Source organism: Ruminococcus sp. Marseille-P6503 (assembly GCF_900604945.1).
In the GTDB taxonomy this organism is placed as follows: Bacteria; Bacillota; Clostridia; order Oscillospirales; family Ruminococcaceae; genus FB2012.
Map to the genome: position 1 here is coordinate 26,952 of NZ_UWPB01000002.1, position 25,337 is coordinate 52,288.

General features: G+C 46.7%; 25 protein-coding genes. 7 read left to right on the forward strand and 18 right to left on the reverse strand.

Annotated features, from left to right (window positions below):
• Window positions 1-95: 95 nt before the first annotated feature.
• The 4 genes from EIH25_RS06160 to EIH25_RS06175 all read right to left on the reverse strand — a co-directional run bounded on the left by EIH25_RS06160 (window position 96) and on the right by EIH25_RS06175 (window position 6,450).
• Window positions 96-1,655 (reverse strand): amidohydrolase, encoded by a 1,560-nt coding sequence (locus EIH25_RS06160; protein WP_124099760.1) that lies wholly within the window; start codon window positions 1,653-1,655, stop codon window positions 96-98.
• A gap of 115 nt (window positions 1,656-1,770) precedes the next feature.
• Window positions 1,771-4,137: a glycogen/starch/alpha-glucan phosphorylase gene (locus EIH25_RS06165; RefSeq protein WP_124099762.1), complete on the reverse strand. Its 2,367-nt coding sequence runs from the start codon at window positions 4,135-4,137 to the stop codon at window positions 1,771-1,773.
• Window positions 4,138-4,166: 29 nt separating this feature from the next.
• Window positions 4,167-5,660 carry a 4-alpha-glucanotransferase gene (gene malQ / locus EIH25_RS06170; protein ID WP_347561949.1) on the reverse strand — a complete coding sequence of 498 codons (1,494 nt, stop codon included), beginning with the start codon at window positions 5,658-5,660 and terminating at the stop codon, window positions 4,167-4,169.
• 493 nt (window positions 5,661-6,153) lie between these two features.
• A complete protein-coding gene (locus tag EIH25_RS06175) occupies window positions 6,154-6,450 on the reverse strand; it encodes a helix-turn-helix transcriptional regulator (protein WP_243113105.1) in 297 nt (98 codons plus the stop codon).
• Window positions 6,451-6,902: 452 nt separating this feature from the next.
• Between EIH25_RS06175 and EIH25_RS06180 the strand changes: the two genes are divergently transcribed.
• Genes EIH25_RS06180 through EIH25_RS06190 form a run of 3 tightly spaced genes read left to right on the forward strand, consistent with a single transcriptional unit; the run spans window position 6,903 to window position 10,072 of the window.
• Window positions 6,903-7,655, forward strand: coding sequence for an ABC transporter ATP-binding protein (locus EIH25_RS06180; protein WP_124099766.1), 753 nt, complete (start codon window positions 6,903-6,905; stop codon window positions 7,653-7,655).
• The gene (locus EIH25_RS06185) at window positions 7,642-8,967 is read left to right on the forward strand and encodes an ABC transporter permease (RefSeq protein WP_124099768.1); all 1,326 of its coding nucleotides are present in this window, start codon (window positions 7,642-7,644) and stop codon (window positions 8,965-8,967) included. The genes EIH25_RS06180 and EIH25_RS06185 overlap by 14 nt, the downstream gene beginning before the upstream one ends.
• A 19-nt stretch (window positions 8,968-8,986) precedes the next feature.
• Complete coding sequence (locus tag EIH25_RS06190; RefSeq protein WP_124099770.1) at window positions 8,987-10,072, forward strand: TraB/GumN family protein; 1,086 nt, start codon at window positions 8,987-8,989, stop codon at window positions 10,070-10,072.
• 95 nt (window positions 10,073-10,167) lie between these two features.
• Here EIH25_RS06190 and EIH25_RS06195 read toward each other — a convergent pair whose 3' ends face one another.
• From EIH25_RS06195 to EIH25_RS06260, 14 genes are all read right to left on the reverse strand, one after another.
• The gene (locus EIH25_RS06195; RefSeq protein ID WP_124099772.1) at window positions 10,168-11,736 is read right to left on the reverse strand and encodes a hypothetical protein; all 1,569 of its coding nucleotides are present in this window, start codon (window positions 11,734-11,736) and stop codon (window positions 10,168-10,170) included.
• 81 nt (window positions 11,737-11,817) lie between these two features.
• Window positions 11,818-12,285: a sigma-70 family RNA polymerase sigma factor gene (locus tag EIH25_RS06200; RefSeq protein WP_243113106.1), complete on the reverse strand. Its 468-nt coding sequence runs from the start codon at window positions 12,283-12,285 to the stop codon at window positions 11,818-11,820.
• A gap of 176 nt (window positions 12,286-12,461) precedes the next feature.
• The gene (locus EIH25_RS06205) at window positions 12,462-12,698 is read right to left on the reverse strand and encodes an acyl carrier protein (RefSeq protein WP_124099775.1); all 237 of its coding nucleotides are present in this window, start codon (window positions 12,696-12,698) and stop codon (window positions 12,462-12,464) included.
• 103 nt (window positions 12,699-12,801) lie between these two features.
• A complete protein-coding gene (locus tag EIH25_RS06210; protein ID WP_124099777.1) occupies window positions 12,802-13,614 on the reverse strand; it encodes an acetyl-CoA carboxylase carboxyltransferase subunit alpha in 813 nt (270 codons plus the stop codon).
• Window positions 13,607-14,491, reverse strand: a complete 885-nt coding sequence (gene accD / locus EIH25_RS06215; RefSeq protein WP_124099779.1) for an acetyl-CoA carboxylase, carboxyltransferase subunit beta — start codon at window positions 14,489-14,491, stop codon at window positions 13,607-13,609. Before accD ends, EIH25_RS06210 begins: the two co-directional genes overlap by 8 nt.
• Window positions 14,492-14,507: 16 nt before the next feature.
• Window positions 14,508-15,851, reverse strand: coding sequence for an acetyl-CoA carboxylase biotin carboxylase subunit (locus tag EIH25_RS06220; RefSeq protein ID WP_124099782.1), 1,344 nt, complete (start codon window positions 15,849-15,851; stop codon window positions 14,508-14,510).
• Between the two features lie 215 nt (window positions 15,852-16,066).
• Window positions 16,067-16,498: a 3-hydroxyacyl-ACP dehydratase FabZ gene (gene fabZ / locus EIH25_RS06225; protein WP_124099784.1), complete on the reverse strand. Its 432-nt coding sequence runs from the start codon at window positions 16,496-16,498 to the stop codon at window positions 16,067-16,069.
• 13 nt (window positions 16,499-16,511) lie between these two features.
• Window positions 16,512-16,832, reverse strand: coding sequence for a hypothetical protein (locus tag EIH25_RS06230; protein WP_124099786.1), 321 nt, complete (start codon window positions 16,830-16,832; stop codon window positions 16,512-16,514).
• Window positions 16,833-16,889: 57 nt separating this feature from the next.
• Entirely contained in the window at window positions 16,890-17,363 is a 474-nt protein-coding gene (accB, locus tag EIH25_RS06235) for an acetyl-CoA carboxylase biotin carboxyl carrier protein (RefSeq protein ID WP_124099788.1), read from the reverse strand.
• Between the two features lie 12 nt (window positions 17,364-17,375).
• Window positions 17,376-18,611, reverse strand: coding sequence for a beta-ketoacyl-ACP synthase II (gene fabF, locus EIH25_RS06240; RefSeq protein WP_124099790.1), 1,236 nt, complete (start codon window positions 18,609-18,611; stop codon window positions 17,376-17,378).
• 58 nt (window positions 18,612-18,669) lie between these two features.
• Entirely contained in the window at window positions 18,670-19,404 is a 735-nt protein-coding gene (gene fabG, locus EIH25_RS06245; protein WP_124099792.1) for a 3-oxoacyl-[acyl-carrier-protein] reductase, read from the reverse strand.
• A gap of 23 nt (window positions 19,405-19,427) precedes the next feature.
• On the reverse strand, window positions 19,428-20,249 hold the full coding sequence (locus EIH25_RS06250) for an SGNH/GDSL hydrolase family protein (RefSeq protein WP_124099795.1): 822 nt from the start codon (window positions 20,247-20,249) through the stop codon (window positions 19,428-19,430).
• 28 nt (window positions 20,250-20,277) lie between these two features.
• Window positions 20,278-21,216 carry an enoyl-[acyl-carrier-protein] reductase FabK gene (fabK, locus tag EIH25_RS06255; protein WP_124099797.1) on the reverse strand — a complete coding sequence of 313 codons (939 nt, stop codon included), beginning with the start codon at window positions 21,214-21,216 and terminating at the stop codon, window positions 20,278-20,280.
• 136 nt (window positions 21,217-21,352) lie between these two features.
• Complete coding sequence (locus tag EIH25_RS06260) at window positions 21,353-22,360, reverse strand: beta-ketoacyl-ACP synthase III (RefSeq protein WP_124099799.1); 1,008 nt, start codon at window positions 22,358-22,360, stop codon at window positions 21,353-21,355.
• Between the two features lie 534 nt (window positions 22,361-22,894).
• On the opposite strand from EIH25_RS06260, the gene fabD reads away from it, so the two are divergent.
• The 4 genes from fabD (at window position 22,895) to EIH25_RS12665 (ending at window position 25,284) form a co-directional block, all read left to right on the forward strand.
• Window positions 22,895-23,815, forward strand: coding sequence for an ACP S-malonyltransferase (gene fabD / locus EIH25_RS06265; RefSeq protein ID WP_124099801.1), 921 nt, complete (start codon window positions 22,895-22,897; stop codon window positions 23,813-23,815).
• Between the two features lie 14 nt (window positions 23,816-23,829).
• Window positions 23,830-24,387, forward strand: a complete 558-nt coding sequence (locus EIH25_RS06270) for a DUF6630 family protein (RefSeq protein WP_124099803.1) — start codon at window positions 23,830-23,832, stop codon at window positions 24,385-24,387.
• Window positions 24,388-24,432: 45 nt separating this feature from the next.
• On the forward strand, window positions 24,433-24,912 hold the full coding sequence (locus EIH25_RS06275; RefSeq protein WP_124099805.1) for a dCMP deaminase family protein: 480 nt from the start codon (window positions 24,433-24,435) through the stop codon (window positions 24,910-24,912).
• 237 nt (window positions 24,913-25,149) lie between these two features.
• The gene (locus EIH25_RS12665; protein WP_279254432.1) at window positions 25,150-25,284 is read left to right on the forward strand and encodes a hypothetical protein; all 135 of its coding nucleotides are present in this window, start codon (window positions 25,150-25,152) and stop codon (window positions 25,282-25,284) included.
• The last annotated feature ends 53 nt before the right edge of the window (window positions 25,285-25,337 follow it).

The following is a 25,337-nucleotide window of genomic DNA, read 5'->3' on the forward strand; positions in this document are numbered from 1 at the left end:
TCTCCTCCTCCGATAACTTTACACGTTAATTATAATCCGTACCCCTGAAAATGTCAATTACACTATTATTACAAAACAACGGCTTTCATTACAATTTACTCTGCCGAATAAACCGTTTTGCCTGATTTTACTGTCGCCGCTATACTTATTTCGTCAAGTCCGCTTATATCCTGCTCCAGAGGATTTTTATCCGTAATCACGATATCCTCGTTTTTTCCTCTCTCCAGCGTTCCCTTGCGTTTTTCCTCTCCGTACTGATAGGCGGCGTTTGCCGTTACCGCTCTCAGCGCCTCGAAAACCGAAATTTTCTCCCGTTCAAGCCGAACACCGGACTTTGTAACTCTTTCGGCGGCACAGCGTATTGTTTCAAGCATATCAGGCTCTATAACAGGCGAATCCTGATGGAAGGTAAACGGTATACCCCTTTCAAGAGCCGATTTTGCGGGAGACATTCCGCTCGCTCTTTCAAAGCCGAGGTTTTTTATATGCGTATCTCCCCAGTAATAGCTGTGAGCGGTGAAAAACGAAGGAATTATTCCCAGGAGCTTCGCTCTGTCAATCTGAGAAGGTCTTACAAACTGAGCGTGGATCATTACAAACCGCAGACCGCGGATAGCCGGAAAATTTGCTGCGGCTTTTTCCGCGCAGCTTAAAAACTGCTCTGCCGCCGCGTCGCCGTTGCAATGCGCAAGCAGCTGTATTCCGCGGCGGGCGGCATATTCCAAAGCCGAGATCACCTCTTCGCTGCTCATGACCGAATAACCGCGGTATTCGTCCTCTCCCTCATACGGCTCCAGCATATATGCGGTTTTTCCCTGAGGAGAGCCGTCCAGAAATATTTTCACTCCTCCCAGCCGGAAATGTCTGAAAGAACCGCCCAGACAAGCGTATATACTATCCGCGCTGCTGTAATCCGCGTATCCTACGGCGTCCAGCCTGAGCCGCTCCGACTCTGCCAGCTCCTTATAGACTGGACACAGCTCGTTTACAAGCATTCCCTCCTGAACTGTTGTTATTCCGCTAGAGGCGTATTTGCCCTGCGCTCTGTCAAAGGCGCGCATATATTCTTCACGGCTTACCATGGGGGTTTTCCTGAGATATTCCAGAAAGGCGCTTTCCTCCATATATCCGTTAAGTCTGCCGTCGGTGTACCCGAATTTTCCTCCCTCCGGCGGAGCCGCCGAAGCATTCGCTCCCAGAAGCTTCAGGGCCACAGAATTAAACACGCCCATATGACCTGACGCGTGAGAAACCGCCAGCGGATTATTAGGGCATATTCTGTCAAGCAGACGTATGTCGGGATGAACGCCCTCCGCTAGCTGATTGTGGTCGTAGCCTGACGCTTTCACCCATTCCCCCGGCTTAACGCCATTGTCCCGCATAAAGCTTCTGATCAGCTTTTCTATATCCTCAAAGGAATACGCTTTGTCAAGCCTGCATTGCAAAGTACGATCCGCAACGGCTGCAAAATGACTGTGAGCGTCAATAAATGCCGGCATCGCCGTCATTCCTTTAAGGTCCTTCACCTCAAAATCTCCGCAGGGAGCCTCCCCCTTTCCGACGTGTTCAATAATTCCGTTTTCGGCGATAATATAGTCATAGACCTCCGGCGACCTCATAGTAATTATTTTTCCGTTGCAGTACAGTCTTTTCATATGGTCCTTTCCCCGATTCCTATAGCGATCCGCAAAGCCTTCAAAACGGATTTACATTCAGCCTGTAAATAAACCAAAACGGCAGACGCCTCAGCTCTGCCGTTTTATTATACCCTTAAAGCTTCCAAATATTTTCCGCATAATCCTTTACGGTTCTGTCAGAAGAGAATTTTCCCGCGGAGCACATATTTAGCCAGCATTTTTTCGCGAACGCAAGCCCGTCCCTGTAATCGGCGTTGGCTTTAAGCTTGGCTTCAACATAGCTGTTAAGATCGCCTATGACATAATAATGATCGGGAACGTGCCAGCTGGCGCCGTCAGTAAGCGCCTTATAAAGCTCCTTGAAGCTACCCTCCTGGCCGGAGGGTACGCCGCCGTCGTCCAGACTGCCGTCGATCAGCTTATCAAGCGCCCTGTTAATTTTTTCATCGCTGAAAACAAGCTTCCTCGGATCGTACTCCGGCATGATTTTTTTCAGCTCGTCAACCCTTGCGCCGAAGATATATTCGTTTTCCTCTCCCGCTTCCTCGGCGATCTCAACATTGGCTCCGTCAAGAGTACCGAGAGTTACCGCTCCGTTAAGCATAAGCTTCATATTACCCGTTCCGGAGGCCTCGGTTCCGGCAGTGGATATCTGCTCTGATATGTCGGCGGCCGCAACCAGCTTTTCCGCATAGGAAACATTGTAGTTCTGTACAAATACCACCTTTATCAGACCTTTGGTTTCCGGATCAGAATTAACAAGCTTTCCGATTTCGCCGATCAGCTTGATCACAGCCTTTGCCCTGCGGTATCCCGGCGCCGATTTCGCGCCGAAAATGTAAGTAGTCGGAGTAAAGTCCTTTATCGACCCGTCCTTTATTCCGTAATAGATATACAAAATGGAAAGAGCGTTCAAAAGCTGCCTTTTGTATTCGTGCAGCCGTTTTATCTGAATGTCGAAAACAGTGCCGGGGTCTATCTCAGCTCCGTCGTGCACCCTGATGAAATCCGCAAGCTGACGCTTTTTGGTTTCCTTTACCGCCATAAATTCACGGAGCACGTCCTCATCATCCGCGTATTTTTTCAGCTGCGCAAGCCGATCCAGGTCCTTTATCCAGCCGTCGTTTCCCAGCAGACGGGTAATAAGAGCGGAAAGCTCCTCGTTGCAGAGCGCAAGCCACCGCCGCTGGGTTATTCCGTTGGTTTTATTCTGAAAACGTTCGGGATAAAGCCCGTACCAGTCCTTCAAGGTATCAGCCTTCAGTATATCTGTATGGATCTTCGCGACTCCGTTGGTATAGGACGACATATATACCGCCATATCAGCCATTTTTACCGTAGAATCCGAAACCGGCGCAAGCCTGCGGATAAACTCCCTGTCCTTGCCCAGCGCGTACATTTCCTTAATAAACCGTTCATTTATCATAAGAACATACGCATAGACCCTCGGCAGAAGCCGCTCCATAAGCGCCGCGCTCCACTTTTCAAGAGCCTCCTGCATAATAGTATGGTTTGTATAGTTAAAGGTTTTTCGGGTTATTTCAAACGCCCTTTCAAAATCCATTCCGTAAACGTCGCAAAGCAGTCTCATCAGCTCAGGAATCGCGATTACCGGATGAGTGTCGTTAAGCTGTATCGTAACCTTGTCCGCAAAATTGTCAAGCGTTCCGCTGCGCTCAATATGCTTTTTAACGATATCTGCAAGAGAAGCCGCGGAAAAGAAATATTCCTGTTTCAGGCGCAGTATCTTTCCCTCCTCGCAGTTGTCGTTGGGGTAGAGCACCATAGAAATATTTTCCGCGCTTGTTTTCGCCGCCACCGCCTCGGCATAGCTTCCGCAGTCAAATTTGGCGAAATCAAACTCGTTTACCGCCTCAGCCTGCCACAGCCTTAAATTTCCCACATTCTCAGTACCGTAGCCGATTATCGGCATATCGTAAGGAACAGCCCTTACCGTTTCGTCGGCATACACTACCTCTACCGCGTCGGAGTCGCGGCGCTTTGACCACGGGTCTCCGTATTTCTGCCAGTCGTCGGCATATTCGCGCTGAAAGCCGTTTTCTATCGCCTGTCTGAAAATCCCGTATTTATAACGTATTCCGTAACCGTCCAGCGGAATATCGTGAGCGGCGGCAGAATCAAGAAAGCAAGCCGCAAGCCTGCCCAGTCCTCCGTTGCCCAGCGCCGCGTCCTCTATTTCCTCAAGCTCGGAAAGAGAGCGTCCATGCTCCTTCAGAAGTCCGTCAACCTCGTCCTTTATCCCCAAGCAAAGCAGATTGTTATACACCGCTCTGCCCATAAGAAATTCCATGGAAAGATAGCAGGCGCGTCTGCCGGAAAGGTGTTTTTCAACGCTTTTATTCCATCTGCCGGAAATGTCGCGCATTACCGCTCCTGCAATGCTGTCGTGCAGCTGAACCGGCGTTGCGTTTTCGATTCCCCTGCCGAATTTGCTGTTCAGACCGCTTTCAATTTCTCTGATAAAATTACTCCTGTCCATATACCGATCCTTTCATTACCTTACTGTAATCACTGCTCTCCCAGCCTGTCATAAAGCTTTGTAATGCCGTATATCCTTTCGGCAAGCCCGTCGGTAAACATATCCTCCGACGCTCTCCACTGCCAGTTTCCTCCCAAGGTCGAGGGAGTGTTCATTCTTGCCGAGGAATCAAGCTCCAAAAAATCCTGCATCTGAGCGATCGCCGTATCTGACACGCTCGCCCACGCCGCCCTTATCATTCCCCAGGGAATATCCTTATTGCGCCTTACGTTAAGATAATCCCGACAGAATTTAAGCTCCTTACGTCCGGCGCTCCTTACCCAGCCCGCGGCGGTTTCGTTGTCGTGAGTTCCCGTATAGCATATATTGTTTGAATTTTTATAGTTGTGCGGCAGATAGTTGCTTTTTCCGTCAGGAGCAAACGCAAACTGCAGCACCTTCATTCCCGGAAAGCCGCTGCTTTTAAGCAGTCTTGCCACCTTAGGCGTGATAAAGCCGAGATCCTCGGCAATTATGCGGCAGTTCCCAAGCTGTTTTTTCACTTCCCTAAACAGCTTCATATCCGGTCCCTTGCGCCATTCGCCTACAACGGCGTCCTCTCTGTCGTAGGGAATGGCATAATAGCTTTCAAAGCCTCTGAAATGGTCTATTCTGACAACGTCATAGGTCTGAACAGCCGCTCTTATACGGTCTATCCACCAGCGGAAATTCTCCGTTTCCATTACGTCCCAGCGATACAGCGGATTTCCCCACAGCTGCCCCTTGACGGAAAATACGTCGGGAGGACAGCCTGCCACGTCTACGGGCGTTTTGTTTTCGTCAAGCAGAAAATACCGCGGCTTTGTCCAGACCTCCACGCTGTCGTAAGCAACATAGATAGGAATATCACCTATTATCTCAATGCCCAGCGAATTCGCGTACTGCTTGAGCCTGCCCCACTGCTTTGAATACTCATACTGGACAAAGCACCAGAAGCTGATCTCATCAGAATATTTTTCACGCGCGTCCGCTATAGCTTTGTACTCAAACATTTTCAGCGGCTCTTCCCATTCGTACCATGCCCTGCCGCCGTGCGCGGATTTGAGCGCCATAAAAAGACCGTAATCCTTTACCCAGCCGGCGTTTTTCTCCATAAAGCTCAGATAATCCTTATCCGTGTTTCCGTCAAACGCCGCATATGCTTTTTTCAGAACGCCGAATACCTTTTTATACATCAGACCGTAGTCCACCCGACAGGGATCCTCGCCCCACTTGATTTTTTTATAATCGGACGGCTTTAAAAGCCCTTCGCTTTCCAGCGACTCAAAATCGATAAAGTACGGATTGCCCGCAAATACCGAAAAGCTCTGATAAGGCGAATCTCCATAACTGGTAGGTGAAATGGGAAGTATCTGCCAGTATCTCTGACCGGAGCTTTTGAGAAAATCCGCAAAGCTTCGGGCCTCCTTTCCAAGCTTTCCTATTCCATAGCAGTTAGGCAGAGAAGATATATGCATAAGAATTCCGCTTGCTCGCATTAAAATCAAGTCCTTTCGCTTTTTAAGCAGTGTAAGACGTATATTTAATCAGCTTCCTGATAGTTACACTGTCCGCAGTTATATTATATATTATTTTTGCTTCAATAGCAACTTTATGAACCCCTCCGCGCAGGAAATGTGCACGAATTTTCACTACAAATCATAACTATATGGTTACAAAACGGTAACGGGAGTTTATTTGGACAGTTGAAAACTACACTTCCTAACGGGCAAAAGTGTTGAAAACTCTGTTGAAACTGTTAAAAACTCAGTGAAACCCTCTTATATAAAGTTGAAAACTTTTAAATCTTTCAACACCAGTACGTTTTTTTACTCTTTTCTGTTACCCCTTTGTAACAAATAAATCCTCAGAGCTGTACAAAAAATCTGACACAATTTTCATTATATCTGAATTAAAATTAACTCTGAGTATCTGTTTTGTAATAATTAAAAAGAAAAATACAGAATCAAGCGCATCGTCGCACTGATACAGCGTTGTCTAATCGGTATATTTGTCTATAAAATTTTCAACTGAGCTTTTAAGCTCGTCTATATCCTCTCGGCTTACGGCTATCTGCGTTCCTTCAATATCTTCCGCACAATATTCCCTTCCTACCAGATAATCCAGACTAACGTTAAAATAATCCGCCATTTTTATCAACGTACCGATATCGGGCTCAACATCATGATTTTCATATTTATTTATACTCTGCTGTGAAACCATAACCGCTTTTGCAAGTTCACGCTGTGAAACGCCTTTTTTATTTCTCAGCTTTTTAAGATTCTTTACCATCATTCTGAATAACGCTCTCTTAATCAGAGCATATCCTCCTTCCGATGCTTCAGACAGATTTATGTATTGATGCTGTTAACACAGGCGCTCAACACCTCTTAATTAATTATAACAAATCTACGTTGTTATACAAACACTTGAATTTTGTTATTGACAACTAAAGTTAGTGATGATATAATATAATCGTTCAGATTTGTCAAACAGGGCTGATATGATTTATTCTGCTGTCCTGTTACAGTAAATATCCTGAAAGCAGATTCAGAAAATTTTATTACTCATTTTAGGTAAAAACTATTGACAAACTTGTAATTAAAATATATAATATAAGTAAATAATGTTTACTATCAAAAATATAATGAAATAACCGTTTTTATGCTTGTAAAAAAGGACGATTTATTATATAATTAAGTAGTAACATCAATGAAATATTGTTTAAAAGAAAGGAACGAAGTTTTATGGAAACGCAGACTCAGAATGTGCTGGAAGTCCGCGGGCTGTCAAAGCAGTACAAAAAAGGCGTTTACGCTTCGCAGGACGTCAGCTTTGAAGTACGGAAGGGCGAAATATTTGCGCTTATCGGCCCCAACGGAGCCGGAAAGACCACAACTATCAGAATGATCGCTACTCTGCTCAAGGCGACAGAGGGGGACGCTGTTGTAGCAGGACACAGTATCCTTAACGAACCTGAAAAGGTCAGGAAAAACATTACATACCTCCCCGACGAAGCGGGAGCCTACAAAACCATGACTGGGAAAGGCTATCTTGAATTCATGGCAGGTATTTACGCAGACAACAAAGCTCAGGCGGCAGAGTTTGTAAAAACAGGCTGCGAGATCTGCGAACTTGGCGACAGGCTTAACGATAAAATAGGAAGCTATTCAAGAGGTATGATAAGAAAGCTGCTGCTTGCAAGGGCGATAATGTCCAAGCCTGCGCTGGCAATATTCGACGAGCCCACCTCGGGACTTGATATTATAAACGCTCTCGAGATCAGACGCATGATCAAAAATCTTTCCGCACAAGGCATGAGCTTTTTGCTTTCCTCCCACAATATGCTCGAAATTGAATACGTTTCGGATCGTGTAGGAATAATTGCAAAGGGTCATCTGCTGGAAGTAGGAACTCCCGCAGAACTTAAAGAAAAATACGGCACGAAAAATCTTGAGGAAGTATTTGAAAAGGTGGTGATGAGCAATGAAGTTTGTTAATCTGCTCCGAAAAGAGCTAAAAGAAATGCTCACTCCGCAAACCATACTTACGCTTGTGATAATGGTCATAATTCTTTCGGTTGCCGGCGACGCAATGACGGGAGCAATGGAAACGACTCAGGAGGAAAGCTCCAGAATAACCATCTGCGATCAGGACAACACCGATTTTACCAAATCGGTAATTGCCCTTATGAAAAACCCTGCCGACGGAATAGAAAACGATGTTACACTGGTTGAGCTTGAAAGCGACGATTACGCAAAGGAACTGAAAAGACTTGACAAGAAAAATCTGGTGATAATCCCCAAGGGCTTTACGGAACAGGTAGACAATGGGGAGCAGGCTGAAACAATATACATAAGCCAGATGACCTCCCTTTCAACGATGTCCAACGTTTCCACAGGCTCCGACACTGCGCTTGCTTTAATAGAATCCGCAGTAAAATCCGCGCTCTACAACGATAAGGTTTCTAAAGGAAAGCTTGACGAGGACGAGGTGCTTCAGCTTGAAACGCCCGTTACAATTTCCGAAACCACCGTTGTCGGAAGCAAGTCGGCTGAAATTTCATCAATGATACTTTACTCCATGTGCCAGATGCAGGGAATGTTTGTGCCGATAATCGTTTATCTGCTTATAATGTATTCCTCGCAGATGATACTTAACGCCGTTTCCACTGAAAAGCTGGATAAGACCCTTGAAACCCTGCTTTCGGCTCCGGTTTCCAGAATGGCCGTGCTCAGTTCCAAAATGCTATCGGCAGCTATTGTCGCCGCGCTTTATGCGGTTGTATTCATGTTCGGCATGAACAATATGATGTCGGGATTTACGCTAGGAGATACTTCGGAATACAATAATATTGTGGATTATCTCGGTCTTTCGCTTTCGGCGGGAGAATACGTCCTTGTAGGTATACAGATGTTTACTACGATACTGATTTCACTTTCTATCTCCCTGATACTCGGAGCTCTTGCAAAGGACGCAAAATCAGGTCAGACACTGATAATGCCTATTATGATAGCGGCGATCATTCCTTATCTTCTTTCGCTTATGCTTGACATCAAAACCCTCTCCCCGATACTCAGGTACATAGTATACGCCATTCCGTTTACCCATACGTTTATGGCTTCGGAAAATATAATGTTCGATAATATGTCCGTTTACTGGGGCGGACTGATATATCAGCTCATCGTACTGGCAGTTTGCATGACCTTCGCTATCAGAGTATTTACAAGCGATAAGATATTTACCATGTCGCTGAGCCTGGGACAGAAAAAGAACAGAAAACAAAGAAAATCATTATTTACTAAAAACTAATATAAGGGAGATCAGCTCAATGAAATCTAACAATAAGCATAAACCTACGCTCCTGTGTCTGCTGTGCGCGATCTGTATTTCAGCCTCAGCCTGTTCAGACGCCGATAACGGTTCTTCTGCCGCGGAATCTTCTTCCGCCGCGACGGCGGCTCCGGCGGTAACCCTTCCGTCCTCGTCACAGACCGACGGATCATCAGCTGACAGCAGCTCAGCTGAACCGCAGGAATCCTCAGAAATAACTCCGCTTATGTGGGAAGTAACCTCTGAGGACGGCACAAAAATAACTATGCTTGGCTCCATGCACGCTCTGAAGGACGAGGTATATCCTCTGCCGGAAAAAATCGCCGAGGCGTATGAAAGCTCAGATATTCTAGCGGTAGAATGCGATATCTCCACCGTTTCCACAAACTTTACTATTCAGCTCAAACAGCTTGAAAATATGTACTATGAAGACGGAACCACAATAAAGGATCATCTCCCAGCGGAGATTTACAACGGTCTTGTAGGCTTCGTTAAGTCCTGCGGGCTTGATATTGATAATTTTGAAACATTCAAGCTTTGGGCGCTTAATTCTCAAATGGAACTTCTGGCTGCTCAGCAGACGGATCTAGACTCCGGCAACGGAATAGACTCATATCTGCTGGATATGGCTCACGACGACGGCAAGGAGATATACGAGGTAGAGTCTGTGGAATTTCAGCTGGATCTGCTGATGAATCTTTCCGAGGAAACCTATGAGGCTATACTGTCCTCCTACAGCGAGGAAACAAAGGACGAAATGGTCCAGTCGCTGGAGGATACCTATCAGGCGTGGATAACCGGAGATTATGATTTCTTTGCTGAATCAAACGACCTTGACGCTATGATAAAAGAATCCGAAGAAGCCGGAGAGCCTCTTACCGACGAGGAGATCAGCCTGCTTGAGGATTACCACCAGCAGCTTCTTTACGACAGGAACATAACGATGAAAAACGCTGTGGAATCCCTGCTTGAGGGAGATAAGGACGTTTTCTATGTAGTCGGAGCGGCTCATTTCGCCGGCGAGGGCGGAATACTTGATTTGCTCGAAAAGGACGGCTACACCGTTACTCAGGTGGAGTATTAGACCGAAAAAACTTACGGCTGCCGCACAGCAGCAAAAATAACCGAAAACTGCCGCACCATATTCCAATGGTGCGGCAGTTTTCGCGATATTTAAGATTATGATTGACTATTATACTGCTCTATCATGATTTCGCTGTTTATTTCATCTGTATCGGAACTGTAGATATCATAAATAAAAGCCGATTCTCTTTCTGTTCTCATTAAATACAATGACACTCTGCCGTTTGCGGTAACAGGCAGTATTCCTACGATATTGTATTTTGAAACGTCGGATATACTCCAGTCAGTAATCTTATCCCCCGTATCTATCTGATATACTTCAATTTCCAGACGTTCAACATCATAATATTCCCGTGACAGGGTATCAAAGACCTCTTTCATATATACTAAATATTCGCCGTCATCTGATACTATAAAGTTTGACGCCTCATTTACATAGCCGATCTGTATATCGGCTTCAGACAAACCGTTTAATTCCTCGCTATATACTACCTGACCGTCGGAACCGCAGCGCGTTACTTTTATATTATCCTCCGACTCACTGTAATAATAGAAGCCTCCGTTACGATCCGTACCTATGACCGATAATGTCGTATTATCCTGCGATTTCTGAGATATAAGCGCGTTAGTCATACATTCGCCTGTCTGAGTGAACGTAAGGAATCCTATTTCATCTTCCTCAACCTCGCCGCTTTCATAACTGAACATATTGTAGTACAGCGTTCCGTCCGAAGCGGCATAGACGTTTATTACATTTTCCTCGCCTATGCTTTCCCCCGCGGGATCAACTACGGGATATTTTTTTACTTCTCCATTTACGTTTGCCGTATATATTACAGCGTTGTTTTCACTATTCCAAAAATACATCGTTTTCATATCATTTGAAAAGGTTGACTGATATTCGACTATTTCAACTTCAAAGCTGGTATAATCAAGTTCGTCAAAATCCACATTAAATACGTTTTTCCCTTCATTAAAGCTGTATCCGTATACTTCATTTCCTACGAGAATATACGCTCCCCCGTTGACAAACCGGCCGCTTAAGTAAGAGACGCTCTCATAGGCTTCACAGCTTACGCTGTAAAGCTCATTGAAATCTCCTGCCGAAGCGTCCATGCTTCCGAGAGAAACGCTCCCTTCTCCGCTGTAACAGAGATACAGAATATATATCCGCCCGTCAGCCTCGCATATATCGCAAATATCTATTACGCTTTGGGATTCCCCTGTTGCTTTAGACACTATCTCTTTAAAATCAACCGAAGTAGTCCCAGGCACAACATGATATAAATCATTTTCCAGATTAGGAGTCCAATCGTTCATGTCCTGTTGCACCTGAGCCGCGCTTTCCGCGCCTGAGCTTACTGCCGCAGGCGGAGCTTCATTTTCGTCCTTTTTTATTTCTCCCTCAATATACAGCTGCGCAAAAACTGCCGCAATGCATACCGCCGCCGCTGCCGCTATTGAAACAAAGGACCTTGAACTTTTTATTTTTGCTCCTTCCGCTGGTTTTGCCTTTACCGCGTTCTCAGGCATTGCTTCTCTTTCCTTCTGATCTTCCAGCAGACGATTCAAAACCCTTTTCTTTGATTCATCAGGCATTCTGATCCTTTCAAATTCAGCCTTAATCGGATCGCTTTTTTCTGTTTCTATAATTCTGTTAATCATTGACCTGACCTCGCTTTCCGCTTTGCCGTCATCCGTTTGTTATAATAAAAAGCGCTTTTTAATATGTATACGCATTAACTTTTACCCATCCTCCGCCGCGAGCATTTTTTTTAATCTTTTTCTGCCCTTATGAAGCCAGCTGTATACGGTGCTTTCGCTTACATAATATATCTTTCCTATCTCCTCTGCCGAATAGCCCTCATAATAATAAAGGTATACGGCGTTTCTCAGTTTTTCCGGCAGCTCAAGCACCGCTTCCATTGTTTCGCTGATTTCAAAATCCGCTGTTCTCTCCATTGCCGTTTCACATTCCCCGGCGTTTGCGGCTTTTCTTCTCCACCAATGACTTAAGGTATTTCTGCAAAGATTCTGAGCCGTTACGATAAGCCACGCCTTTTCATGCTCAGGGCTTTCAAAAAATGCGCCGTGCTCCATATACTTCAAAAATACAGCGGATACGGCGTCCTCTATATCGTGCTGATTTCCCTTGAAATACATAAAGCTTATTCTGTATACCATATCGGCATACATTCCAAAGGCTCTTTCCACATCTTTATGTGTCGTGATCCGCTCCCCCCTTTGTGCAATACGTTATATTTGTTTGAAAAGCTTTTCATTTATAATACAATTCAAAAGCCGGATTTCTTGTTAATATTCTGTAAACACTGAAAAAAAAAAAGAACCTCTCCGCATATAACCGGAAAGGCTCTCACAAACTTACGAAATTAATCCTCGTTTGAAGCTGACTCGATATATTTTACAATATCTCCGACAGTTTTGATGTTTTCAACCTCTTCGTCAGGAATTTCAACATCAAACTCCTCTTCGATCGACATAACAAGGTCAACAACGTCAAGCGAATCTGCACCCAGGTCGTCAACGATCGATGATTCCATAGTAACATCGTTCTCATCGGCGTCAAGCTGATCTACAACGATATCACGAACCTTTTCAAATACCACTGAAAGCACCCTCCATTCTGCTTAAGAATATGCGGCAGCACAGCAAGCCTATGATGCCTTATAATAGTTGAGCCGAACAGCAGCCTCAATGCCTTTAATTAGGCTAAATGCCATTCTCTTGAAATTCGCCAACTATCCTAAACTTATTATAACGTTCATTGAGCAATTCGTCAAGTCCTTTTTTCAATTTTCTTTGCATCGCCTCATAAATATAGTCGGATATATTTTCAGCGGTCTGCTCGCAGTCGTTATGAGCGCCTCCGGCAGGCTCGGCAATAATATAATCGCAAACCTTGAGCCGCTGAAGATCCTCCGCGGTTATCTTCATAATATCGCAGGCTTCGCGCTCTCTTGACGCGTCCTTCCACAGAATGGACGCAAAGCCTCTGGGAGATATAACCGAATAAATCGCATTCTCAAGCATTGCAAGCTCGTCGCATACCGCCATAGCAATCGCTCCGCCTGAGCCTCCCTCGCCAAGTATAATGGAAATAACGGGCGTTTTAAGCGTCATAAACTCCATAATGCATTGGGCGATAGCCTCGCCCTGTCCCCGCTTTTCAGCTTCTACACCGCAGAACGCTCCCGACGTATCAACCAGACATATAACCGGTCTGCGGAACTTCTCCGCCTGCTTGGCAAGCCTGAGAGCCTTTCTGTAGCCCTCGGGATGAGGCATACCGAAATTACATTCCTTATTTTCCTCAAGATTTCTTCCCTTTACCTGAGCGATGACCGTAACAGGCATACCCTTGAAACGGCATACTCCGCCCATTATCGCTCCGTCGTCGCCGTAATAACGGTCGCCGTGCATTTCATAGAAATCGTCAAATATAAGCGGAATATAATCCCTTACCGTCGGCCTGCCCTTATGACGTATTATGTCAAGCCTCTGGCTGGCTGTAAGATTACTCATGCGCTCCGCCCTCCTTGGAATTATGAAGCTTAAGAAGATGTGCCAGCGTTCTCCGCATTTTCTTACGCTCCACGATCATATCTACAAAGCCCGATTCAAGCATAAACTCCGCAGACTGGAATTCGTCCGGCAGCTTCTGCTTTATGGTGCCCTCGATAACTCTTCTGCCTGCAAAGCCTATAAGCACCTTGGGTTCCGCTATAATAATATCTCCAAGCGACGCAAATGACGCCGTTACGCCGCCTGTGGTAGGATCGGTCATAACGGTAATATAAAGCAGCCCCGCTTCGCTGTGACGGGCTACGGCTCCGCTGGTTTTAGCCATCTGCATAAGAGAAACTATACCCTCCTGCATTCTCGCGCCGCCAGACGCCGTAAACGCAACTACAGGCAGGCGGTTTTCCGTAGCGTATTCAAAGGCTCTGGTAATCTTCTCGCCGACTACGCTGCCCATTGACGCCATCATAAAATTCGAATCCATTACTATAATAACTACATCCTCGCCCCTGATCGCGGCTCTTCCTGTTATAACAGCGTCACTCAGACCCGTTTTTTCCCTGAGAGCCTTCTGTTTTTCCTCATAATCGGGAAAATCAATAGGGTTTTTGGATATCATCTGCGCGTCAAATTCCTCAAGGCTGCCCTTGTCTACAGTAATATCCAGCCTTTCCCTCGACGTCAGACGTGAATGATAATTACAGTTAGGGCAGACCTTTCCGTTATTCTGAAAATCCTCTATCAGCGTAACGCTTGCGCATCTGGGACATTTAAACAGCAGTCCCTTCGGAATGTCGGTTTTGCTTTTCTTAACGGTGTCTGATTTTCCGTCTCCGCCGTTAAAACGGGTTTTTACTACCGAAAACAAATCCTCCAGCATTTAAACCGTCCCCTTTCTATAAAATGTCCGTCCGGCCAAGAAAACCGTTGTCATAATCGCCCTTCAGAAAAGCCTCCGTACGGATAAGCTTCAGCTGAAAATCTATATTGGTAGCAACTCCGTCAACAATAAACTCCGAAAGCGCCCATGTCATTTTGGCAATAGCCTCCTCGCGGGTGGCTCCGTGCACGATAAGCTTCGCAATCATACTGTCATAATAAGGAGATATTTCATAGCCCTGATAAACCGCGCTGTCAACTCTTATGCCGGGACCTCCGGGAATGTGCAGCGACTGAATCACACCCGGCGACGGTCTGAAGCCCAATGCCGGATTTTCCGCGTTTATTCTGCATTCTATCGCATGACCGCTTATTTTTACATCCTCCTGCCTTATTGCCAGATGTTCTCCGGAAGCAATAAGCAGCTGCTGCTTTACAAGATCTACTCCGGTAACCTCCTCGGTTATTGGATGCTCCACCTGTATACGGGTATTCATTTCCATGAAGTAGAAATTACCCTTGCCGTCCACCAGGAATTCAATAGTTCCGGCGTTTCTGTAGCCGCATACCTTAGCCGCCTTTACAGCCGCCTCGCCCATTTTCCTGCGAAGCTCCTCGGTCATTACAGGCGACGGAGCCTCCTCCAGCACCTTCTGATTTCTTCTCTGCATAGAGCAGTCTCTTTCTCCCAGATAAATAACGTCTCCGTAATTATCCGCAAGTATCTGAATTTCGATGTGCTTCGGATTTTCAATAAACTTTTCTATGTATATCTCGTCGTTTCCGAAGCAGGCAAGCGCCTCCTGCTTCGCCGCGGTCATCTGCGCGTCAAGCTCATCGTCTGAACGGACGATCCTTATGCCTCTGCCGCCGCCGCCCGCTGACGCCTTGACCATAACGGGATAGCCCAGCTCATTGGCAAGGGTATGAGCCGCGTGGATATTTGAAATTGCTCCGTCGGAGCCCATTATTACCGGCACTCCCGCTTCTTTCATCGTTTCCTTTGCCTGAGCCTTGTCGCCGAGCATTTCAATGCTGTGCGCCCTTGGACCTATAAACGTGATCCCGCACTTCTCGCAGGTTCTGGCAAACGCGGGATTTTCCGATAAAAAACCAAAGCCGGGGTGAACGGCGTCCGCCCCCGTTATCTCACAGGCAGATATAATCGCTCTCACATTAAGATAGCTGTCCTTGCTTGCCGCGGGACCAATACAAACCGCCTCGTCGGCAATTTTTGCGTGAAGAGCGTTTTTATCAGCTGTGGAATATACCGCGACCGTATGTATGCCAAGCTCTCTGCAAGCTCGTATCACACGAACTGCAATTTCTCCGCGGTTCGCAATTAAAACCTTTTTGAACATAGCCTTTTCGCCTTTCATAAAGAAATTTCAAGAAAATCTATTCTTACTGCACTCTTGCAAATGGTTTTCATATCTGTTTTGATAAGCGGCAAAGCCGAAAAAACTATTGCTGCCTAGCGCATTTAATAAATACTCGGTTACTTTTCGTGGGAATCGTTATCCTTCCCTAGCCCGCTTGTGAAAACCTTTTCAAGCTCCGTATCCGATTTCCCTGTCTACTTTATCGCAAAGGTGATCTCCGCGGAAACCGCCTTTTTGCCGTTGACCGTAGCAAGCGCCTTTCCTACTCCTATCGGTCCCTTTACCTTGATTATCTCGACCTCGATATTGAGAGTATCGCCGGGCAGAACCTGCTGACGGAACTTACAATCCTTTATGCCGCCGAAAAGACCTATTTTGCCCTTGTTCTCAGGCATTGCAAGCAGCGCTACCGCTCCCGCCTGCGCGCACATTTCCACCATAAGCACGCCCGGTGTGACCGGATAGTCTGGAAAATGGCCCTTGAACCAGAACTCGTCCTCTTTCATATATTTCGTAGCGACAACGCGCTTTCCTACCTCAAGCTCGTTTACCTCGTCGATAAGCAGAAAGGGATCGCGGTGAGGGATTATCTCCATGATCTGCTCTTTATTCAAAACTACTGCCATTGTTTTTCCTCCGTTATTCGCCGAGCCTCTGAATCAATCTGACCCTGAGAGGTCTTTTGGTCAGAAATTCGGCGTTTTTATCCATAGTCGTATTCGGGTGCCGATAAATGTCCGTTCCTATTTCCAACGGTTCGTCGATAACGTAAAGCAGCCCATTTTCGCTGCCGTTATGAGAAATACTGCCGCTGTCGTCATAGGAAAGACGCGAAGGCTTGTGGGAAAACGCTTCGGCAAGCTCTCTCCACTGAGTAATGGTACTCCCCTCTCTGAGCGTATCAAATAAACGATCCGAGCCGTGATACCATAAGCCGTTACTGTCGATCTTTATTTCCATTCAAACGCCACCTCCTCACAGAAGCACAGCACATACTAAAACGGATATTTCAAGCTTCTACCCGATAATCATAACCGTCTGGTCAAATTCCAGAGAATCTCCGTCGTTTACAAGGATCTCCTTGACAACTCCGTCAAATTCGCTCTGAACCTCGCTCATTACCTTCATCGACTCGATAATGAATATCGTATCTCCCTTTTTCACCTGCTGTCCAACCGTTACAAACGGCTTGTCGTTAGGCGACGGAGCGGCGTAAAACGTTCCTACGATCGGAGCCTTGACCTGATTTCCTGAAACCGCGGAAGCCGACTTCTCCAAAACCTGTGCCGCCGGTTCCTGCTGCTGTACGGCAGCCGGAGCCGCAGCCATAGGAGGCATCGCAGGAGGAGGGGGAGGACATTTTTTGCCCTTTACCGTTATCTCCCTGTCCCCGTCTATTATGGTTATCTCGCCGAGGTTACGGCTATTTACGATATCGGCAAGCTTTTCTACAGTATCAAGGTCGAACTGACCGTAAATTTTTTCACTCATTGCAGTTTCTCCTTAATCGTCATATTTTTTCAGGCAGATAGTTGCGTTATGTCCGCCGAAGCCGAGAGAGTTGGAAAGCGCGCCCCTGATATCAAGCTCTCTGTTGCCGTCAACGCAATAGTCAAGGTCGCATTCCGGATCGGGCGTTTTATATCCCAAAGTCCTGTGAACAAGCCCGTCGCGGACAGAAAGCGCCGTAACGATCGCTTCCACTCCGCCTGCCGCTCCAAGAAGGTGCCCTATCATTGATTTTGTGGAGTTGATAACGGTCTTTTTCGCCGCTTCCTCACCAAGAGCAAGCTTGATAGCGGCAGTTTCATACTTGTCGTTAAGCTCCGTGGAGGTTCCGTGAGCGTTTATGTAATCGACCTCGTCAGCTTTCAGTCCGGCTTCCTCATAAGCGTGCCTCATGGCGTAAGCCGCCGCCTCTCCCGTAGGAGAAGGACTGGTTATATGATAAGCGTCGTCGGTAGCCCCATAGCCTGCTATCTCAGCTATAATATCCGCGCCTCTCGCCTTGGCGTGTTCAAGCTCTTCAAGGCAAAGAATTCCGGAGCCTTCTCCCAGAACAAAGCCCTGTCTGTCAAGATCGAAGGGAGTAGAAGCCGTTTCAACGGTTTCCGCTTTTGAAAGCGCCTTCATATTATTGAAGCCGCCGAGAGCAAATCTTGAAATGCAAGCCTCAGCGCCTCCGCACAGACAAACGTCAAGATATCCGTCCTTTATTTTGCGGAAAGCCTCTCCTATCGCGTGAGTACCGGAAGAGCAGGCTGTAGTGGTGCAGAAATTGTCGCCCTTGAAGCCGGTTTTCATTGAAACCATTCCCGCCGCCATATTGCTTATCATCATAGGAACAAAGAAAACGGATATTTTGTCAGGCTTTTCGTTAAATTTCGTGACCTCATGCTCGGTCAGGTTCAGTCCGCCTATCCCGACTCCGATAATAACTCCGGCTCTGAAAGGATCAATGTCGCTGAAATCCGAGCCTGCCATTTCAAGAGCCTGCTTTGCGGAGCAAAGAGCGAACTGAGTAAATCTGTCCATTCTTCTCGTTTCTTTCTTGTCTATGTATTTGCTGCTGTCAAAGTTTTTAACTGCTCCGACTACCTTAACGGGAAAATCCGAAGTATCAAACTGATCAATATATGACATACCGTTTTTATTAGCCTTGATATTATCCCAGAATTCAGAAACGCTCTGTCCCAAAGGATTGACCGTTCCCATTCCTGTAATAACTACTCTTCTCATTTAAACACTCCTCTTCTGCAATTGACAAATTATATGGTTTCAGCCGCCTCCGCAGGAACTACATCGACAGTCCGCCGGAGATCTCTATTACCTGTCCCGTAACGTAGCTTGCGTCCTTTGAAGCAAGGAAGGATACGACTCCTGCAATTTCCTCAACCTCGCCGTAACGCTTCATCGCGATCTGCGCGATCATAGCGTCCCTCTGAGCGTCTGTAAGCTTATCGGTCATAGGCGTTTTGATAAAGCCGGGAGCTACAGCGTTGCAGGTTATGCCTCTGGAGCCAAGCTCCTTCGCGACCGTTTTGGTCATGCCGATTATCGCCGCCTTTGAAGCGGAATAATTCATCTGCCCGGGATTTCCGTATACTCCCGCAACCGAAGAAAGATTTATGATTTTTCCGGATTTCTGGCGCATCATAACGCTTCCGGCAAATTTGCACATATTGAATACGCTTTTCTGGTTTACGGCGATAACGCTGTCATACTGCTCCTCGCTCATTCTCGCCATAAGACCGTCCCTTGTTATGCCCGCGTTGTTTACAAGCACGTCTATCGAACCGAACCGTTCCTTTACAGCCTTAACGGTTTCCTCCACCTGAGAATAGCTTGAAACGTCGCAGATGAACTTCTCGGCCTCAACGCCTTCCGCCCTGATCTTATCCATAATATCGTTATTCTCGAACATTGCCTCGCTTATGTCGTTGAGCGCGATGTTAAAGCCGTCCTTTGCAAGCCTGAGCGCGATCGCCGCTCCGATTCCTCTTGCCGAGCCTGTTATAAGTGCAGTTGCCATTATGTTTATCCTCCTGAAATTATTTATTCTCCCGTCACATATGCGGAAACTATTCCGTACCAGAATTCGCCCAGCTTTTCATAGCCCTCTTTTGTCGGGTGAACTCCGTCCTGAAGATCGTCCTTGGTCAGAACGCCGTTTACGTCGGCAAGCTCTATATTTCTTCCCGCCGCTTTTTCCTCCTGTACAACAGTCCTTACCTTTTCGTTGTACTCGTCAACGTATTTATCCATGGCGTCAACCGTGAAATACTCAGCTGAGATATAGGTATTATCCGTCGCGTCCATATAAGGTATGGTCGCAAGATAAAGCATACCGTCCTCCGGCAGCTTGTCTAAAATACTGTCTACCAGATTTTTAAGCCTGTCCCCCGCGCTGTCCAGCTCGTAAAGGCTTAAAATATCGTTAGTGCCGATTTGCAGCAGAACCACGTCCGGAGTATAGGCGTCAAACAGCTCGTCTACCTTATCAGATATTCCGCTGCGGACATCTCCGGTAACCGATTCCGCGATAGCGTCAATGGAGTACCCGGTATAGCCGCAATGCTGACCGTCATAGCAGTCGCCCGCCTTTTTCTTTCCGACAAAATCCACATACTGTGACAGTCCGTTTTCCTCAAGCATATCGGCAAGCTGAACGCGGTACGAGCCTCTGTAGGTAAAGCCCTCGGTAATTGAATCTCCCAGACACATAAGCTTTATGCTGCGTGGATACTGAATCTCCGCCTCAGACGAAGCGCTTTCCGCGGCAGCCGTACTTCCCGCGCCTTCAGATGAGCTGTCCGCCTTGCCGCAGGCAGTAAACAGCATTGCCGACAAAAGCAGAGGTAAAATCAACTTCTTCATTTTTCTGTCCTCCGAATTTTTCCGTCGTTTATCTTGCAAGCAGCTTCTCTGCCTGAACGAACATTTCCTCGATCATATCCTTTGCAGGCTCGATCTTATTCACCATTCCCGCGATAGCGCCGCAGAGGAAGGAGCCCTCGTCAAGATTACCGTCCTGAACCGCCTTTCTCAGCGAACCGAGAGTAATTTCCTCGAATTTGTCGGGAGTAAGCGAGCCGTCCATTTCGCCGCTTGCAAGCCTTTTTGAAAACTTGGTCTTTACATTGCGGCAGGGATGACCCGTCGAACGTCCCGTAACGATGCTGTCGGTATCCTTTGCGTTTATAACAAGCTCCTTATATGTGGGATGTATCTGACATTCCTCCGCCGCAAGGAAACGCGTTCCCAGCTGAACGCCCTCCGCTCCCAGCATAAAGGCTGCCGCGATCCCTCTGCCGTCGGCGATTCCGCCAGCCGCAATAACAGGTATCTCAACCGCGTCAACGACCTGCGGAACAAGGCACATTGTCGTGTTTTCTCCGATATGTCCGCCGCTTTCCGTTCCCTCGGCAACAACCGCGTCGGCGCCGGCTCTCTCCATTCTCTTAGCGAGAGCCACCGACGGAATTACAGGAATTACCTTGATTCCGGCTTCCTTCCACGCAGCCATAAACTTTCCGGGATTTCCCGCTCCCGTGGTAACCACCGGAACTCCTTCTTCAATCACAAGCTTGGCAAGCTCCTCCGCGTTGGGGCTCATAAGCATTATGTTTACTCCAAAGGGCTTGTCCCCGACGGCGGCCTTTGTCTTTCTTATCTGTTCTCTCAGGTAATCTATAGGCGCTGAGCCGCCCGCGATAAGTCCCAGACCTCCCGCGTTGGAAACCGCAGAGGCCAGCGTTGATTCGGCTATCCACGCCATTCCGCCCTGAATAATCGGATATTTGATTCCCAAAAGGTCTGTGATTCTGGTCTTTGTCGTAATCATATTATTTTCTCCTTACGGTTTTTTACATACTTGATTTCCAAAAAATCTTATTCAGCCGGATGATTCCGAAATATTTTCCTGTGCAAGCCTGAGGATCAGTACAATATGCATAATCCCTGTAGCGGCAAAGGCTTCCTTAATACTCAAAAACTACAGCGCCGTAGGTAAGTCCGCCGCCGAAGCCTACCAGACATACCTTATCGCCTCTCTTTATTTTCCCGTCCTTTACAGCGTCGTAAAACGCCAGAGGAATAGAAGCGGACGAGGTGTTTCCGTATCTGTCGATATACATCGGGAATTTATCCATAGGAAGTCCCAGGTGCTTAGCGGCGGTTTCAATAATTCTTATATTCGCCTGATGAGGAACGATTGCGTCAAGCTCCGAGGGACTGATACCGGCTCTTTCACAGGCTTTTTCAACCGCGTTCGGCAGAGCCTTTGTAGCAAACTTATAGACCTCCCTGCCGTCCTGATAGAAATAATGCTCCTTGGTCTGAGGCATGGACATATCAAATTCCTCAGTATTGGTGCGGAAGGCGTTCTCAGACTTCAGCGCACGCGCCACTACCTTGTCCGCTCCGTTTCCGTCGGCACCCAGATAATTGGAATACATGGCTCCGTCGCACCTTTCGATAACAAAGGCGCCCGCTCCGTCGCCGAACAATACGCAGGAGGAACGATCGGTATAATCGGTGAACTTTGAAAGCTCCTCAGCCGCGACCACCAGCACCGTCTTAACGTCGTTTCCGCTGTAAAGATATCTTTTAGCCATATCAACAGCATAAGCAAAGCCCGCGCACGCCGCGTTTATATCAAACGCCATGCACCCGATAGCTCCAAGCTCCCGCTGGATAATGCACGCCATGGAAGGGGTGTAGAAATCCGCCGTAACCGTAGCGGCTATGATCAGGTCGATATCCCCGGCTGAGATTCCCGCGTCGGCGACCGCCTCCTTTGCCGCCATTGCTCCGAGGTAATATGTAGGCTCGCCGTTGGTAATATGTCTGGTCTTGATCCCCGTTCTCTGAGTTATCCACTCATCGCTTGTTTCAACTATCTTTGTAAAATCCTCGTTTGTAGCCACAAGCTCCGGAACGTACCTGCCTATTCCCTTGATTCTGATTCCCTGTTTGATATCCGCCAATGAAATTTCCTCCCAAACTTAATAATATATTTTTAAATCAGGATATTGTGCTGATTAAATTTATGTGCTATAATACAATAGTAGCTAAAGCCGAATGTATTTCTCATATTGCAATTATTTAAAAATTTATACTAAATAGCTACATTAAAACCATAAATTAAGCTTAACCTTATTTATTATAAACTCATTTTATGGATTGGTAAACAACAAATAATGAACATCTTATGGCAAAAGCAAACATTTCAATAATTTTTCACAATTGTGCTTCCGCAAGGTGCAAAGCCGGCAGAATCGCCGCTAATTAATGGGAAAAATATTTTGACACCTGTCATATTTTATGAATTAAATATTAATATTTGATTTTTCACAGCTTTTTATCTAGCTGACCGCAGTTTAATGGTACCATTTATCGAGGAAATAATTTGTCAAACCAAGGAAATCGGGCTTTCCGGGCTTGCAAAATCATGTAACGTGCAGACAGCATATTTTTAAGTTTAAGGAAGAAAATTATTTTATTATAAAGGAGTAATAACAATGGCAAAAAACATTTTTTTATTTTCTGGTCAGGGCTCTCAGTATGTCGGAATGGCAAAGGAGCTTTATGACAAGTATCCGGCGGCAAAATCGGTTTTTGACGCCGCAGATTCGATTCTCGGCTATGATATAGCGGATATCTGCTTCAACGGTCCCGACGCCGAGCTTAACAAAACCATAAATTCACAGCCGGCTATTATGGCGTGCTCCCTTGCGGCGTTTGAAGCGGCAAAGGCTGAGGGGATCTCCTTTGACGGAGTCGCAGGACATTCGCTGGGAGAATACGCCGCTATGGTCGCTTCGGGAATGATTTCGACAGAGGACGGCTTTAAGCTTATCAAGGCAAGAGCGGCGGCAATGCAGAAAGCGGCGGAGGAAAACGACGGCGCAATGTATGCAATTATCGGGCTTGACGCCGCTGAGGTTGAAAAAATCTGCGAGGAAACGGAGGGCTATGTCGTTCCCGTAAACTACAACTCCGCCGTACAGACCGTTATTGCCGGCGAAACGGCGGTCTGCGAAGCCGCGGCGGCAAAATTTGCGGAAATGAAGAAAAAGGCTATCAGGCTGAACGTTGCCTCCGCTTTCCATTCAAAGCTTATGCAGTCGGCGGCGGACGAATTTATCAAAACTGCCGAAACTGTCAGCTTCGGCTCCCCTCAGGTCGAGTTTTATTCCAATGTAACGGGAGGCAGGCTTGAAGATTTCTCTGATATGCCCGCTTTGCTTGCCAAACATATTGTTTCGCCCGTTAAATTCACCTCGGAGCTTGCGGCAATGGATAAGACGGGCTATGAAAATTACATCGAGCTCGGACCCAGCAAGGTTCTGACGGGACTTGTAAAGAAAACGCTCAAAGGCGCAAACGCCGTGAATATTGAAAATTCCGCAAGTCTTGAAAAGGCTTTGGCAAGCCTGTAAGAAGAATTGATCTCATGGGACTTTTCAACCTATTTAAAAAGAAGAAAAATCAGCAGCCGGAAAATACGGACGAAGTTTTTAATCGGATTTTACTGACCGTATGCGGAAACAATTCCAATGCGGCAGCAGAGCTTAAATCGCTTAACGAAAACGTTCGGGACTTTGCAAAGACTCATCCGGAATACTACGAAGGCTGGCTGACTGACTCAGACGATTCGGAAGAAAGCCTGAAAAGGATCGGCTGGATTGAAATTCTGGCTAAGTACGGCTGCGCCGCAATGTTCGATCACAGCTGCGACCTTGAAGATTTTGCGTATTTCACTAACGGGCTGGTTACGGTTCAGTCAGAGAAGCTCGGCTTTTCACAAGAGAAGCTGGACGGGGACGGCGACATAACCCGGTGGTCGGAGCAGCTTGATGAAATGTGGTGTGAAAAGGGCTTCTGCCTTGGCTGTATCGACATTGACAGCGACAGCTATTTGGTTTTCCCCATCGAAATATCAACGCTTGAAAGGCTTCGCGAGCTTGCGAAAAGCATAAACCGCAGAATTGATTACGCAAAAAACTGCTGAGTAGTCAGTCTTTGTATTTAACGCATTGAAAAGGAGTGTATATTTATGAAACGCCAGGATTACTTATCGTGGGACGAATATTTTATGGGGATCGCCCTGCTTTCCGCCGGCAGAAGCAAGGACAGCAACACGCAGGTAGGAGCCTGTATCGTTTCGGAGGAAAATAAGATCCTTTCGGTAGGCTACAACGGAATGCCCACAGGCTGCAATGACGACGAAATGCCTTGGGAACGCGAAGGCGAAGCGCTTGAAACCAAATACCCATTCGTATGCCATGCCGAGCTTAACGCTATCCTTAACCGTTCTACCGGAAGCCTGAAAAATTCCCGTATCTACGTTTCGCTTTTTCCCTGCAACGAATGTGCCAAGGCGATAATTCAGAGCGGAATAAAAGAAGTAGTTTATATGGAGGACAAATACGCCGATACCGACGGAGTAAAAGCCTCCAAGAAAATGTTTGAAATGACCGGCGTAAAAATGAGACAGTACATACCAACCGAAAGAACCGTAACAGTAAAGCTTTAAGGCGCAAATCCTGCGCGGTACAAATGGTTTTGTTGAAACATAACAAAAAAGGCTGATATTTTTCGTTAAAATCACAAAATTTAAAAACCCCGTTCCGAAGTATTGACATTTGCTGAAATATGGTGTATAGTGCCTTTCATAAGGGCGTCAGATATGACTGCCCGGCTGAGGAACTGCCGCTTTGGGAACGAAACGCATAACGCCCGCCCGCTGACCAGACCTCGGCGGGCGTATGTTTTGTCAAAGCTAAGGCAGCTGTCTGACAGGTTTTCGCCTAAGCAAAGCCAGCGTCCGTTCACGCCGACGCCTGCGGCGGAAAAAAGCGGAGCTAAGCGGGATAAACCGGCTTCGCAGGCTTTGGGCAGCATATAAATTCAGTATAACCGACGTCCGCAAAGACGTTATAAAATAAAAAAGGCAGGTAT

Excerpts from the sequence above, each read along its gene's own strand:
- EIH25_RS06195 (WP_124099772.1), bottom strand. The coding sequence starts at position 11,736 with ATGATTAACAGAATTATAGAAACAGAAAAAAGCGATCCGATTAAGGCT.
- EIH25_RS06250 (WP_124099795.1), bottom strand. The coding sequence starts at position 20,249 with ATGAAGAAGTTGATTTTACCTCTGCTTTTGTCGGCAATGCTGTTTACT.
- EIH25_RS06210 (WP_124099777.1), bottom strand. The coding sequence starts at position 13,614 with ATGAGTAATCTTACAGCCAGCCAGAGGCTTGACATAATACGTCATAAG.
- fabF (WP_124099790.1), bottom strand. The coding sequence starts at position 18,611 with ATGAGAAGAGTAGTTATTACAGGAATGGGAACGGTCAATCCTTTGGGA.
- EIH25_RS06220 (WP_124099782.1), bottom strand. The coding sequence starts at position 15,851 with ATGTTCAAAAAGGTTTTAATTGCGAACCGCGGAGAAATTGCAGTTCGT.
- fabG (WP_124099792.1), bottom strand. The coding sequence starts at position 19,404 with ATGGCAACTGCACTTATAACAGGCTCGGCAAGAGGAATCGGAGCGGCG.
- EIH25_RS06230 (WP_124099786.1), bottom strand. The coding sequence starts at position 16,832 with ATGGAAATAAAGATCGACAGTAACGGCTTATGGTATCACGGCTCGGAT.
- EIH25_RS06175 (WP_243113105.1), bottom strand. The coding sequence starts at position 6,450 with ATGATGGTAAAGAATCTTAAAAAGCTGAGAAATAAAAAAGGCGTTTCA.
- fabZ (WP_124099784.1), bottom strand. The coding sequence starts at position 16,498 with ATGGCAGTAGTTTTGAATAAAGAGCAGATCATGGAGATAATCCCTCAC.
- fabD (WP_124099801.1), top strand. The coding sequence starts at position 22,895 with ATGGCAAAAAACATTTTTTTATTTTCTGGTCAGGGCTCTCAGTATGTC.
- accB (WP_124099788.1), bottom strand. The coding sequence starts at position 17,363 with ATGAGTGAAAAAATTTACGGTCAGTTCGACCTTGATACTGTAGAAAAG.
- fabK (WP_124099797.1), bottom strand. The coding sequence starts at position 21,216 with ATGATTACGACAAAGACCAGAATCACAGACCTTTTGGGAATCAAATAT.
- EIH25_RS06160 (WP_124099760.1), bottom strand. The coding sequence starts at position 1,655 with ATGAAAAGACTGTACTGCAACGGAAAAATAATTACTATGAGGTCGCCG.
- EIH25_RS06275 (WP_124099805.1), top strand. The coding sequence starts at position 24,433 with ATGAAACGCCAGGATTACTTATCGTGGGACGAATATTTTATGGGGATC.
- EIH25_RS06270 (WP_124099803.1), top strand. The coding sequence starts at position 23,830 with ATGGGACTTTTCAACCTATTTAAAAAGAAGAAAAATCAGCAGCCGGAA.
- accD (WP_124099779.1), bottom strand. The coding sequence starts at position 14,491 with ATGCTGGAGGATTTGTTTTCGGTAGTAAAAACCCGTTTTAACGGCGGA.
- EIH25_RS06185 (WP_124099768.1), top strand. The coding sequence starts at position 7,642 with ATGAAGTTTGTTAATCTGCTCCGAAAAGAGCTAAAAGAAATGCTCACT.
- EIH25_RS06190 (WP_124099770.1), top strand. The coding sequence starts at position 8,987 with ATGAAATCTAACAATAAGCATAAACCTACGCTCCTGTGTCTGCTGTGC.
- EIH25_RS06180 (WP_124099766.1), top strand. The coding sequence starts at position 6,903 with ATGGAAACGCAGACTCAGAATGTGCTGGAAGTCCGCGGGCTGTCAAAG.
- EIH25_RS06165 (WP_124099762.1), bottom strand. The coding sequence starts at position 4,137 with ATGGACAGGAGTAATTTTATCAGAGAAATTGAAAGCGGTCTGAACAGC.